Raw genomic sequence first — 13,050 nt, forward strand, 5'->3', positions numbered from 1 at the left:
GTCAGGGGGAATGAAGAAATGTACGAGACCTTAAAACTGGATGTCGATGGTGCGGTTGCACTGGTCACGTTAAATAATCCTTCACAGATGAACGCCTTGAGTCATCAGATGCTGGCAGAGTTAAGTAAGTTGTTGGACGAACTCGAGAACGATAACAGTATCGGAGTGACTGTGTTCTGGGGAGGAGAAAGACTATTTGGGGCGGGGGCCAATATCAAGGAGGTCAGCCAAATTGAAAAATCGTATGATGCATTTGTCTGGTCTCGTGGGATTCAGAAAGTATTCAATCGCATCGAAAATAGTTCTAAGGCTACCATGGCTGCAATAGGTGGGATTGCCCTGGGCGGGTGTCTGGAACTGGCTTTGGCATGCGATCTCAGGATCGCATCCAGGAGCGCGAAAGTCGGCCTGCCCGAGATTAACCTTGGCGTATTGCCCGGAGCAGGTGGGACTCAGAGGTTGCCGAGGTTAATCGGAGCATCAAAAGCCAAAGAAATGTTGTTGATAGGGGAGCCCGTCCCGGCCGAAGAGGCGTACCGGTTAGGGCTTGTAAACCGCGTAGTTGAGGATGGCAGCCTCTTAGAGGAATCGATGAAAATGGCGAAGCAGATTGCGGCAAAAGCGCCCTTGGCACGGGCTATGATAAAGAGCGCCGTAAACGTGGGCATAGGTTTAGATATAGAGAAGGGGCTCGAACACGAAGCCAAATGTTTCGCAATCTTGTTTAACACGGATGACCTCCGCGAAGGGACTAAAGCCTTCCTTGAAAAAAGGGCTGCAGACTTTCGCGGCAGGTAAGCCTGGATGAGCGGGACGATTCTTGGCTTTGTGTAATGTGTAAGAAGTAACGTCTGCGACTTATTGGCTTGCTACGCCCCTGTCTCTGCATCCTGATGTGGGTGATAATAAAAAGGAGGTTACATCATGGAACTCAAAACAATGTTGTACGAAAAAGAGTCCGGTATCGGAATTATCACTTTTAACCGTCCCAAGGTGCTGAATGCAATCAGCCCAGATACTCTGGATGAGCTTATATACTTGATGTCTGAGATTGAATCAGATGATGAAGTCAAATGTGTCATCATAACCGGCGGATCAAGAGCGTTCGCGGCTGGAGCTGACATAGCCTACATGGCAAAGGTTGACCCTGTAGAATGCGAAAGGGTTATGGCGAAGTTTCACCAAGCCTTTGATAGTGTTGCTAATCTAAGTAAGCCAGTTATCGCTGCGATAGCCGGGTTAGCCTTCGGTGGGGGCTGTGAGCTGGCTTTAGCATGCGACATCCGCATAGCGGCTGAAGGAACAAAACTGGGATTTCCGGAGGTTAACTTGGGGATTTTTCCTGCAGCCGGAGGAACTCAGAGGCTTACGAGGCTGGTAGGGATAGGATGGGCTAAGGACATGATAATGACTGGAGATCCTATCGATGCGGAGACCGCCTTTAAAATAGGCTTAGTAACCAGGGTAGTGAAGCCGGAAGACCTGATGGACGAGGCCAAAAAATTGGCCATGAAGCTAGCCGCCAAGGCTCCGATTACTACCAGGGTGGCGAAACAATGTTTAAATAATTCTATCAGTACCGATATTGCTTCCGGACTTGCATTTGAGCAAAAAGCAGTCGCATTTCTTTTCAGCACCGAAGATGCCAAGGAAGGGCTAAATGCTTTTATCGAAAAAAGGAAGGCGAATTTTAAGGGCCGTTAAAAGGGGCGAGCGGCAATAGACGTGTGGTTTCTGGGATTAAGGAGGAGCGGATTTTGCTGTATTTGTTTGATGGAAAACAGCCTGAAGTAGGGAAAGACAGCTATGTCAGCGAAACTGCCTTAGTAATTGGAGACGTGAAGATAGGAGATAACTGTTATATCGGTCATGGCGCGATTCTCCGCGGCGACTACGGTAGGATTGAAATAGGAACGGGAACGGCAGTCGAAGAAGGGGTTATTGTTCACGTCCCTCCTCAGCAGGTGGGCAAAATCGGGAACAAAGTCACGCTTGGGCATGGGGCTATTATCCATGCCCAAGAAATCGGTGACTTTGCGGTTGTCGGCATGGGAGCAGTTGTTAGCATTGGCGCCAAAATAGGTGCCGGAGCCATAGTGGCAGAAGGAGCTGTCGTTAAGATGAACCAGGTAGTTCCCGAAAAAGTCGTAGTGGCTGGGAATCCAGCCAAAACAGTGCGCAGGATTGAGAAAAAAGACATAGACATGTGGTCCTGGGGAAAACAATTGTATATCGATTTGGCGGCGAAGTACCTCAGGATTGGCATGCACCGTTTGCTGCCTGACAAGTAATTATCCGCGCAGGCAGGCCTAAGGGCAGGATGGCAACCGACAAGCAGAGCTTTGCCGATTACAACCCGTAGGCCCAGTGCAAGCGTGGTAAATGACAGAGGCAGGGAACAGCAGGACACACAACAGTTATGCAGTGGAGAAGCGAGGGATGACGAAGTGGCTGAGCATTTCAATCTGGTTCAAAATGTGATTGTTAACCGGCTTGATGATAAAACGTTGCTATCCCAGTGTTCGTACTTAAGCAGTTTTCAAGAGGCATCAGCCTGGATAACAGCGAATGCGGCCGATTTTGTGATAAGGGGTGCTGGCCTCGAGGTATACCGCTCGACGGATGAGCAGCCAGGCTATTACGGGTTTCCAGAATTAGCTGGTTTAGAGGCCTACCTCCACAGCGGATCGAACATCAAAAACATTATTGGGCGTGATCAGCAACTTGCTCGGGAATTGATATCGGAGTGTGTTAAAGGAATAATTCAGGCCGAGTTTTTCTTATACGAAGAGCGTGGTTATCCGACTCAACAGGATTACTTCGATCACTGGTGTGCGATTAATGATAAGACCTGTTATACTTTCAGCCATCAAGATGAGGTCGAGGGCGACTGGTCTCAACACGCGACGGGGGTAAAACGCAAATGTAACCTATTTAATCGTAGCCACGTACTCAATTTCGAGAAAGGTGATAATGGAGGGATTGTCTCCGGGACATTTATAGACACGTATCACGAGATCAACATACTACTGCGGCTGGATGAAAGAAATGTAGTGTTGGACGCGAGGGCAGCACATGTCCGCATTCCCGACAAGGTTTGCGTTAGCGGGGCGGCTGGCTTACCGAAGTTAGTGGGACACAGCCTGGCAGAAATGAAGAAGAAAGAAATCATTTATCTCGTAGGGCACCGAGATGGGTGCATACATCTGTCAGAGCTGGTCTACGATGCGTGTCGACTGATAAGGGCCGCGGGTGCCAACGGGTAGCAAACGAACCCACTGGCAATCCGTTCAGTTTTTTACAATAGCCCGTGTTTTTTCATCAGACGCCACAACGTGGCCTTCGATACTCCCAAAACCTCAGCCGCAACCTTGCGGTTGCCGTGACATTGCTCCAATACCGACACCAATTCCTTTTTCTCTGCATTGTCTATTCTTGCCTGGAGGTACGTTGCATCTTTATCTATATCAGCGGGTTCATCCTTATACGATTGAAGAAACGATGGCAAATCCTTGACGTCTATGAGGGCACCTCCGCAAAAGTTCATGGCTGCTTCCAGAACGTTAATCAGTTCACGAACATTGCCCGGCCAGTTATGGCGCATCAACAAGTCCATGGCCTCTTCGGTGACGCCTATCACATTGCGGCGGAGTTTAGTATTCATAACGCTGATGATATAGTCTACCAAGTCCGGTAGGTCTTCTTTCCTCTCCCGTAGCGGTGGAATGTGGAGGGTAACGACGTTGAGCCGGTAATACAGGTCCGCGCGGAAAGAGCCTTCTTTAACTAATGTCGCTAGGTCTTTGTTAGTTGCTGATATGACTCTGACATCTACCGGGACGGGACGTTCTCCTCCGACCCGTTCAATTTGCCGGTCCTGAAGCACTCGCAAAAGCTTAGCCTGCATAGACAAGGGCATGTCCCCGATTTCGTCCAAGAAAATTGTTCCTTGGTTTGCAAGCTCAAATTTCCCCAGCTTCCCACCTTTGCGAGCTCCTGTAAAAGCACCTTCAACATAACCAAAAAGCTCGGATTCTAGCAAGCTCTCAGGGATAGCAGCGCAGTTGACCATGACCAAAGGATGAGATGAACGGTCACTGTGAAAATGAATCGCCTGGGCAAATAATTCTTTTCCCGTTCCACTCTCTCCCATTATTAAAACCGAAGACGGCGACTTAGATATCTTCAGTACTTTTCTCTTCAGGTCTTGCATCATGAAGCTTTTTCCCACAATGTTATCTACGCTAAAGCGGGCTGCATGTCGACGTTGGAATTCTTCTCTATATGAGTGCAGTTGCATCATAATCGCGTCAATATCAGCGATAATCTCTCTGAGTTCCATGCTTGCCACCAAATTAAGGTATTCCCCGCCAAACTTGGTAATATCCTTAATGTCAATGCTAAAGTATCGACCCAATGCTCCGGCGAATCTCCCGTTGCGGTACACAGGTCGTATAGAACCTATAGCTCGCTTGTTGCCGACCCCTGTAACTACCCCTAACGGTTTGATCTCGCGCGTCTTCAACACCTGATCAAGGTTTTCATCCAGGGGAAAATCCTTGTGGTTGAGTCCCACTATCTGGTCCACACTGAGGTTGAAATACTTAGCCAAGGTATTATTCACATAACGAATCACACCGTGCTCGTCCACATACGCATACCCTTCGTAAGGACTATCAAGTAAACCCTGCAATATCTCATAATGATCAATATAGAAACTCAAGCGCGCCTTCAAGACATCGATGTTCTCCAAGAGTACGACAGTCGTCTGTTGATCAATATCCGGGTAGCTGGTAAGCAGGTACTCGACCCCGTCTATATGAACCTTGACCTGCGCATTCGCCCCAAGAATATCATCTGTCGGTAGGTCAGGCACAACATCACTTATATTCCTGCCGACGGGGAGACAAGGAACATCGACAGAGCTGTTGCTCCACTCTATGATTCCATTTCTATTTATGACAGCTGCAGGAGTCAGATTGTCTACACTCAATCCCTGAGGGAGACTTGGACGCTCGGCTTTCAAAGATAACGCCACCTTTCGTAGCCCAAGTATCAATAAAATTATAACACACTGGTTTCAATTTTGAGACTGCCGATTGATGTGGTGAAACTTGATCTCAGCCGCGAATGATCAAAAGCCGTGACGATTTACTGCTACGGTGTTTTGGTATCCCGCCGCAGGCCCGAATTCTCCTTTGTTCGCTGTAATTACAAATACCTAAGACGGATATGGCACGTTTCTTGTAATGGGGTGGTTAGAGAATCGTTCTACTTTCATAAATACCGGTTGTAAATCATTACGAAAGAGGGATGGGTGAGAACAGTGGAATTCACCAAGGTGAAGTATAAGAAATCGGGTTGTGTGGCCGAAATTACCCTGGACAATCCCAAAAGGCTTAATTCGGTGGACCTCGCCATGCTGCAGGAGCTCCGTAGTATGCTAAGTGCATGCGAGGAAGACAAAGAAGTGAAAGTGATAGTGCTTTCTGGCGAAGGCAACTCTTTTTGTGCGGGAGCAGATCTTCAAAGTATAATGGAAGCCGGCCCCGACGATATACCCTTCTTGATCAAGAACATGGCCCGGGTGGCAGGAGACGCTGCTATAAAGATACGACACATTGAAAAGCCGGTAATCGCATCCTTGAAAGGAGTTGCAGCAGGTGCGGGACTTAATTTAGCTTTGGTAAGTGACTTTCGAATTGCCGCTGACAATTGTAGATTTATCCAGGCCTTCGTTAATGTCGGGCTGATTCCAGATGCGGGTGGCACGTTCATTCTTAACCGTTTAATAGGAGTAGGGAAAGCGACGGAGCTCATCATGACTGGAAGAACGATTACTTCTGAGGAAGCTAGGGCGATGGGGCTATTGACTAAAGTTGTACCTCTTGACGACCTGGAACATGAAACCCTGAAATTGGCCGAGGATTTGGCCAAGGCCCCCGGAGAAGCAATCAGAAGGATGAAAACCCTGATGAACCGATATGTCTTTTCAGATTTCGAAACTTACGTGGAAAACGAAGTCGAGTACCAATTTGAATGTGCCAAAACACAAGACTTCCTAGAAGGAGTCAACGCGTTCCTAGAGAAGAGAAAGCCAAGATTTGTGTCCAAGTGATTTACCTTATGTATTTATTAGCGGTTTAATTTCCCGGATTTCCCATTGTTATATTGTCGGAGTAGACAGACGAGCATCATTTGCCGACCTCAGGATGTTAAACCCTGAGGTTTTTCTTTTGTATTGGTGGCCAATTTAAAAATACTTCACGGTGCCAAGATGCTGGGCGTGACAAATTCAAACAACGTGCTTTTATAAACCCTGACGTTGTGGGGCTCTTCTGCTGAATCAGGCCAGGGGATAAGCAATCGTCGTCAGGCATAATGCTGAAGATTTCACCATAGACTGTCCCAAGGAGTTGGATGAGGGGATTGGGCCATGATCAAAAACCTCGTAAAACAACATATAGTAAGGAATGCATGGCAGTATACGGTTATATCGCTGGTCTTTCTGGTTGGAGTTATGTTGGGGGAGATCAATGCGGCTAACCTGGCAGGGGGTACAAGAAATCACCTCATCCAAATTATAGACGGTTTTCTAAAAGGGGGAGTGACTGCTTCTCGAGAAGGAGAAGGCTACAGGCTTTTTTTGACGGCATTTTTTAACCAGACCAGAGCAGTGGGGCTGATATGGTTTCTGGGGCTAACCGTCATCGGAGTGCCGTTTATCCTGGCTATCATTTTCTTCAAGGGTTTTTCCTTAGGGTTTACAGTGGGATTTCTCGTTAGGGAAAAGGCCTGGCTTGGCGGCCTGATATCGTTGGCCTCTGTCTTTCCCCAAAACCTGCTTTATGTTCCGCTTACTGTTGCCTGGGCTGTCATAGGTATCAATTTCTCTGTTTACTTGGTGCGGGGAAGGTTCAGTCGCGGTTTAGCTTTGGGACAGGGGTTAGTGACTTATACCGGAGCAATGCTTCTGTTCTTGCTCATTCTATTGCTGGGCGCATTCATTGAGGCTTTTCTCTCCCCGTGGTTGCTAAGTCTGGTGGTGAAATAGCCGAAAGGGAGGTCGAAGCGATTGGTAATTGTTATCAAAGGTTGGAGAAGAAAGATGGTTAACCTGGCCAAGATATTGGTAGTTATTCTGGCATTTGCTGTTCTTGTTCCTCAAATCATGGCTTTTTTGGGTGACCACAGGCCTGTGTTCTTTGGTTGGACCAAAGACGAGACACCGACCGGAAACCCGATGCGAGTGGAAAACAACCCCAAAACGAAGTTTACCGAGGTGGTGGACCAGTTTGTGGTCAAGTTACAAGACTTTTATTATCAAGAAAAGGAATGAAAGGGCAGGAAACGGGTCACCTTCCGTGTAATTAGTCTAGTAATATAGCTGATGCCCGGAGAGGTGAACCATGGAGGAATACTTAGGGCTGTTCATAGGATACCTTAATTTTGAGCGGGGCTTGTCGGAAAATACTCTGCAAGCCTATCGACGCGATATCGGAAGCTTTCTGGTTTACTGCGAAAAGGAGCGCGGTATTTCCGATATTAGTCAGGTTAAGCGGCACGACGTGGTAGATTTTCTCGGATGGCTGCTCAAGGGCGGTAGGGCTTACTCTAGCCTGGCCCGAACCTTATCGGCTCTGAAATCGTTTTTTCGTTTTATGCAGAAGGAGAGGTACATTTTGACCAACCCCACCGATAACATCGAGAGCCCGCAAGTGGTTCGCCGCCTGCCCAGGGTTCTTTCTGTCTCTGAGGTGGAAAAGCTTCTGGAGCAGCCTAATCCGGTGACCGTTCGCGGTATAAGAGACAGGGCCATGCTGGAGCTCATGTATGCCACAGGGCTCAGGGTGTCGGAACTGCTGGCCTTGCAATTAGAGGATATTAACCTGGTTGCCGGCTTCGTACGCTGTTTAGGTAAAGGTCGAAAGGAACGTATCGTTCCTGTAAACAAGACTTCGGTCTTTTGGGTGGAGAGGTACATATCCAGGTCCCGGAATCACCTGGTCAAGAGTTCTTTAGAAAGGACGCTCTTCGTCAACGCCAAGGGGAAAAAACTTAGCCGGCAAGGGTTCTGGAAGATACTGAACGGTTACGCGCGACAGGCGGGGATAGAAAAAGAGATTCATCCTCACACGCTCCGCCATTCTTTCGCTACCCATCTCTTGGAAAATGGAGCAGACCTGAGAGCTGTTCAGGAAATGTTAGGACATGCAGATATCAGTACAACCCAGATCTATACCCATTTGACCAAGAGCCGGTTGAGGGAAGTATACGAGAAGAGCCACCCGCGGGCATAAATGGAGGTTAGAGGCCCGAGGTAGGAGGTTAGAATGGAAGTTAGAAGTTGGAGGCTGGAGGCTAAATGGAGGTTGGAGGCCGGAATAGAAGTTAGAGGCCGGAAGTAGGAAGTTAGAATTGAAGTTGAGAGGTCATATGGGAGTTAGAAATGGGTGGTTGGAGGTTGGAATTGAGGCGGGAGGTTAGAATGGAAGTTGGAAGTTAGAGGTAGGAGATCGGGGCTCGGGGCTCGGAAATGGGATGTTGGCAAGAAGAAGTCTGTGATATAGTTGGTGTTACAAGACGGTGTGATTATTTTTACCAATAAGGTTTAGCCGGTTACTTAGGAGTGTTCGTTAGGAAAGGAGAAGTGTTCATGGCCCGCAGGATATTTCTTGTTGTCTTGGACAGTGCTGGTATAGGTGCTTTGCCTGACGCGGCGGAATACGGGGATGAAGGAAGCAACACCCTGGGGAATATCGCTGCTGTCAGGGGTTGTTTAAAGGTACCGAATCTGGCAAGGCTCGGCTTGAGCCGGTTGGTAGACCTGCCGGGATACGACCGCAGCACTACGCCGGCAGGGGCTTATGGAAGGATGGCCGAGAAATCCTGCGGGAAAGACACTACCACGGGTCATTGGGAACTCATGGGAATAATACTCACGAGGCCTTTTCCTACGTATCCTCATGGCTTTCCGCCTGAAGTAATAGAAGCTTTCGAGCAACGCATAGGGCGGCAGGTACTTGGCAACAAACCGGCTTCAGGCACGGTGGTAATTGAAGAACTGGGCCAAGAACACATGGCGACCGGTTTTCCCATCGTGTACACTTCTGCCGACAGCGTGTTTCAGATAGCAGCCCACGAAGAGGTAATCCCCGTTGAACAACTGTACGAGATGTGCCGTATCGCGAGGGAGATTTTGGTAGGAGAGCATGCAGTGGGGAGGGTTATTGCTCGACCTTTTGTGGGACAACCAGGGCATTTCGTCCGCACCGAACGAAGGCATGACTTTTCTCTGAAACCGCCGGGACCGACGGCGCTGGATTACCTGGCGGGTACCGGGCTGGATGTCATCGCCGTGGGCAAGATCAACGATATTTTCGTCGGGCAAGGTATAACTGCAAGCCGCCCTACAGCCGACAACCGCGAGGGGATGGCAGTCATTCTGGAGTTGGTGAAAGAGGATTTCAAAGGGCTGGCTTTTGCTAACCTGGTTGATTTTGACATGAAGTATGGACACCGGAACGACGTCGAAGGTTATGCCCGGGCTTTAGAGGAGTTCGATGAATTTTTGCCTCGGTTGATGGATAGCATGAAAAGCGAAGACATCCTGGTCATCACGGCCGACCATGGCTGTGACCCCACCACTGCCAGCACCGACCATTCGCGGGAGTACGTTCCGGTTCTTGTTTACGGGGGCGGGATACGTGCTGGTGTGGATATAGGGACCAGGGAAACTTTCGCGGACTTAGGTGTAACCGTTGCTGAGCTTTTAGGGGTAAAGGCAGAAGGGTTACCAGGACTGAGTTTTGCGCCTTTGATAAGGAGGTGAGCGGCTGTGAACGCATACGACATCATCAAGAAAAAGCGGGATGGAGGCGAGCTTTCGAAAGAAGAGATAGAGTTCCTGGTCAAGGGTATAGCCAACGGCAATGTCCCTGATTACCAGATAGCGGCCTGGGCTATGGCGGTGTACTTCCAAGGGATGAACGAGCGCGAAACCACTGACCTTACGCTGGCCATGGCTCACTCCGGAGATACAGTTGACCTGAGTAAAGTGCAAGGGATACCTGTAGATAAACACAGCACCGGCGGGGTAGGGGACAAAACTACTTTGGTGGCAGTGCCTTTGACCGCAGCTGCCGGAGTCCCGGTGCCCAAGATGTCCGGCCGGGGCTTGGGGCACACCGGGGGAACCATCGATAAGCTGGAATCCATACCTGGATTCAAAGTTGAAATAGACGTGGCTGAATTCGTTCAGCAGGTAAACAGGGTAAAGGCTGCGGTAATTTCTCAGTCTGGCAATCTGGTGCCTGCAGATAAAAAGCTTTACGCCATAAGGGATGTAACCGCCACCGTTGACAGCATACCGCTCATAGCTTCCAGCGTTATGAGCAAGAAGCTGGCAGCAGGAGCTCGCGGTATAGTGCTGGATGTAAAGGTGGGGAAAGGGGCATTCATGAAAGACTTGGACCAGGCGTTTCAGCTGGCCCAGCTCATGGTGGATATAGGATTTAAGGCCGGTCGTGAAGTCGTGGCGGTTCTGAGCGACATGGACCAGCCTCTCGGGTGCGCGGTAGGGAATGCCCTGGAGATAGAGGAAGTAGTTAAGACCTTGAAAGGAGAGGGAGCCCCGGATCTTACCGAACTTTCAGTTACCTTGGCCTCTTACATGCTACTGGTAGGGGGAAGGGTTGGGGACTTCGCGTCGGCTCGAGAACTGGTGCAGAAAAACCTGACCAGCGGGGCCGGGTTTGAGAAATTCCGGGAAATGGTTATCGCTCAGGGAGGAGACGCGAGGTGCTTGGACCGGCCTCAAGATTATTTTCGGGCTAGCCTGCAGGTAAGTGTGCCGTCGCCTTCAGACGGATATGTAACTGACATAGATGCTGAGCAGGTGGGCTTGGCAACTATGAGGCTAGGAGCCGGGAGAGAACGGGCCGGAGAACGTATAGACCATTCAGTGGGCGTTGTTTTGCGACGTAAGAAAGGAGACAGTGTGCGCTCCGGGCAGGCTCTGGCTGTAATTCACGCTAACGACCCTTACCGGCTGGAAACCGCGCGGGCAATGCTGGCCCAGGCTTACCGGCTGGACCAGCAGCCGCCGCCAAAACGCCCGTTGATTTTGGGCGTAGTAACCCAAGACGAGGTCATAAGATACGTATGAAAGGTCAGAGACAGATTTACGCAATAAGTTTTGGGTGAACATGTTTTAGCCAGCAGAAACGTGCCATAAAGAACACTTGTGATTTATAAAAAGTCTGGAAATGGAAGCTTTAAAAGGGTCTGCGTTAATCAGCGTCAAAAATAATGCTACTCCTTGCCGTTTACGTTTTCTACTTCGAACCCGGACTCTTTGAGCCTGGAAACAACTGCAGACGGGTCAGAGCAGGTTATACGCAAGACCAGGTGCACTTTATCATCACCCGGCAAGTCGATCCGTACAATGTTTGCGATGTTGCCACCTAAATCGCTGATGATGTTGGCGATGCGGGCCAGCTCTCCGGGGCGGTCGACCAGTTTCATATCGATACGGGTGGTGTCCTTGTTTCCGAACCCCATGATACGGGTAAAAGCGTCGAAAATGTCGGTCTCAGTAATAATGCCCACTATCTTGTCATTTTCCAGTACGGGCAAGGCACCGATCACGTGTTCCCTCATCAAAGCCGCGGCTGTCTCCAGGTAATCGTCCGGGCCAACCGTTATGACTTCTCGATTCTCGGGCATGATATCCCGCAGCAAAGTTTTTTCCAACAGGTAACTGGTCCCGAAGAAGTTGAGAGTGGTAGGCTTGTTAATGGGGACATTCTCTAAGTCGCTCAGGGTCACTATTCCTACCAGTTTACCGTTTTCCACGATTGGAAGCCGGCGAATGTTGTTCCGGTTCATTAGAACGAAGGCGTCGATGACAGAAGCATCGGGACTTATGGTCTTAACATCGGTGCTCATGTAGTACTTGACTTTCACCGGGCAACTCCCTCCTTTAATCTTGTACATTTTATCCTTCGCCGTGAGTTGGCTATTTACCTTCTACCGGCTTCAACAATACTCAGCAGGGTGACATGCCTCGAAAAACATTTTGCCGACGGAGTGTTAGCCAGCTCGCTCCAAGACTCCTCCACAGTTCCATTTTCATTCTCTAGTGGTGACTCTTTCAAGAGTCATGAGGGTCTGCGTGAATCAGCGTCCAATAAACATCAGTGCAAATCTTGGCTCATCTGCGTACATCTGTGGCTCTGGCTTTGGTCACAGCCTGCGGTTGATTTCTTCTAAAACCGCCCCGGTGTTGTCGGTATCGACCTTTACCAAGGCCGCGTGGTCTAGTTCGGTACGGCCTTTGTTGATTATGACCAAGTCTTGATAGAAGGTGGAAAACTCCTTAACAAAACCGGCCAACGGATACACAGTTAACGAGGAACCTATGACGACAAGTAATTTGGCTCTCAAAATGAGGTCGCGGGCGTCGAAATAGTGATGGATGTGCTCGCCGAACAGCACTACATCCGGCTTCAGTATGCCCCCGCATTTTTCGCAAAGCGGAACTAGTTCAGGGTAAGCCTCGATATAACTCGCCGGATGAACATGGCCGCAGCCGTGGCGAGTACAAATGAAACGGTCACCGTTACCGTGGATGGGTATCACGTTCCGACTGCCGGCCCTTTGATGCAGGTTATCGATGTTCTGGGTGACGATACCTTTAACGAAGCCGCGTTTTTCCAGTTCGGCCAGCATAAAATGGGCTTTACTGGGCTCTACGGGCGGGAACATAAAGTGTTTACGGTAGAACTCGTAAAAGGCTTCGGGATTGCGCTTGAAAGCATCGATGTTTATGATGTTCATTACCCGCTGTTCACATAGAGTCCGGTATATGCCTTTTTCCCCGCGAAAATCCGGTATACCTGCCTCGGTGCTGATGCCGGCACCGGTCACGACTACCGTATTTTTAGATTTAGACATGAGGTCTACGATGCGGCTTATCGCTTGCTCGCGATCCACTCACTTCACCTCCATCTATAATTATAGCTTTACGGCATGCGAGCACAAATCCGC

The 13,050-nt window shown here is 49.4% G+C and carries 13 protein-coding genes; 10 read left to right on the forward strand and 3 right to left on the reverse strand.

What is annotated here, in order from left to right; all coding sequences use genetic code 11:
• Positions 1–18 precede the first annotated feature (18 nt).
• The 4 genes from SLIP_RS02350 (at position 19) to SLIP_RS02365 (ending at position 3,266) form a co-directional block, all read left to right on the forward strand.
• Positions 19–798: an enoyl-CoA hydratase/isomerase family protein gene (locus SLIP_RS02350; RefSeq protein ID WP_013174671.1), complete on the forward strand. Its 780-nt coding sequence runs from the start codon at positions 19–21 to the stop codon at positions 796–798.
• A gap of 126 nt (positions 799–924) precedes the next feature.
• Positions 925–1,704 (forward strand): enoyl-CoA hydratase/isomerase family protein, encoded by a 780-nt coding sequence (locus SLIP_RS02355; protein ID WP_013174672.1) that lies wholly within the window; start codon positions 925–927, stop codon positions 1,702–1,704.
• Positions 1,705–1,757: 53 nt separating this feature from the next.
• Positions 1,758–2,291: a gamma carbonic anhydrase family protein gene (locus tag SLIP_RS02360; protein ID WP_013174673.1), complete on the forward strand. Its 534-nt coding sequence runs from the start codon at positions 1,758–1,760 to the stop codon at positions 2,289–2,291.
• Positions 2,292–2,447: 156 nt separating this feature from the next.
• On the forward strand, positions 2,448–3,266 hold the full coding sequence (locus SLIP_RS02365) for a DUF2889 domain-containing protein (protein ID WP_041432641.1): 819 nt from the start codon (positions 2,448–2,450) through the stop codon (positions 3,264–3,266).
• Positions 3,267–3,298: 32 nt separating this feature from the next.
• Here the strand turns inward: SLIP_RS02365 and SLIP_RS02370 are convergent, their stop codons facing one another.
• Positions 3,299–5,026, reverse strand: coding sequence for a sigma-54 interaction domain-containing protein (locus SLIP_RS02370; protein WP_013174675.1), 1,728 nt, complete (start codon positions 5,024–5,026; stop codon positions 3,299–3,301).
• Between the two features lie 291 nt (positions 5,027–5,317).
• Here SLIP_RS02370 and SLIP_RS02375 point away from each other — a divergent pair, with 291 nt between their 5' ends.
• The 6 genes from SLIP_RS02375 (at position 5,318) to SLIP_RS02400 (ending at position 11,167) form a co-directional block, all read left to right on the forward strand.
• The gene (locus SLIP_RS02375) at positions 5,318–6,118 is read left to right on the forward strand and encodes an enoyl-CoA hydratase/isomerase family protein (protein ID WP_013174676.1); all 801 of its coding nucleotides are present in this window, start codon (positions 5,318–5,320) and stop codon (positions 6,116–6,118) included.
• Between the two features lie 318 nt (positions 6,119–6,436).
• Complete coding sequence (spoIIM, locus tag SLIP_RS02380) at positions 6,437–7,054, forward strand: stage II sporulation protein M (RefSeq protein WP_013174677.1); 618 nt, start codon at positions 6,437–6,439, stop codon at positions 7,052–7,054.
• Between the two features lie 21 nt (positions 7,055–7,075).
• Positions 7,076–7,339 carry a hypothetical protein gene (locus SLIP_RS02385; RefSeq protein ID WP_013174678.1) on the forward strand — a complete coding sequence of 88 codons (264 nt, stop codon included), beginning with the start codon at positions 7,076–7,078 and terminating at the stop codon, positions 7,337–7,339.
• Positions 7,340–7,409: 70 nt separating this feature from the next.
• Positions 7,410–8,300 carry a site-specific tyrosine recombinase XerD gene (gene xerD, locus SLIP_RS02390; protein ID WP_013174679.1) on the forward strand — a complete coding sequence of 297 codons (891 nt, stop codon included), beginning with the start codon at positions 7,410–7,412 and terminating at the stop codon, positions 8,298–8,300.
• Positions 8,301–8,656: 356 nt separating this feature from the next.
• Positions 8,657–9,832, forward strand: a complete 1,176-nt coding sequence (locus SLIP_RS02395) for a phosphopentomutase (protein WP_013174680.1) — start codon at positions 8,657–8,659, stop codon at positions 9,830–9,832.
• Between the two features lie 6 nt (positions 9,833–9,838).
• Positions 9,839–11,167, forward strand: a complete 1,329-nt coding sequence (locus SLIP_RS02400) for a pyrimidine-nucleoside phosphorylase (protein ID WP_013174681.1) — start codon at positions 9,839–9,841, stop codon at positions 11,165–11,167.
• 146 nt (positions 11,168–11,313) lie between these two features.
• Here the strand turns inward: SLIP_RS02400 and SLIP_RS02405 are convergent, their stop codons facing one another.
• Complete coding sequence (locus SLIP_RS02405) at positions 11,314–11,967, reverse strand: CBS domain-containing protein (protein ID WP_013174682.1); 654 nt, start codon at positions 11,965–11,967, stop codon at positions 11,314–11,316.
• Positions 11,968–12,246: 279 nt separating this feature from the next.
• Positions 12,247–12,996, reverse strand: a complete 750-nt coding sequence (locus SLIP_RS02410; RefSeq protein ID WP_013174683.1) for an SIR2 family NAD-dependent protein deacylase — start codon at positions 12,994–12,996, stop codon at positions 12,247–12,249.
• Positions 12,997–13,050 lie beyond the last annotated feature (54 nt).

The sequence above is a fragment of the Syntrophothermus lipocalidus DSM 12680 genome, from assembly GCF_000092405.1.
GTDB classification, from domain to species: Bacteria; Bacillota; Syntrophomonadia; order Syntrophomonadales; family Syntrophothermaceae; genus Syntrophothermus; species Syntrophothermus lipocalidus.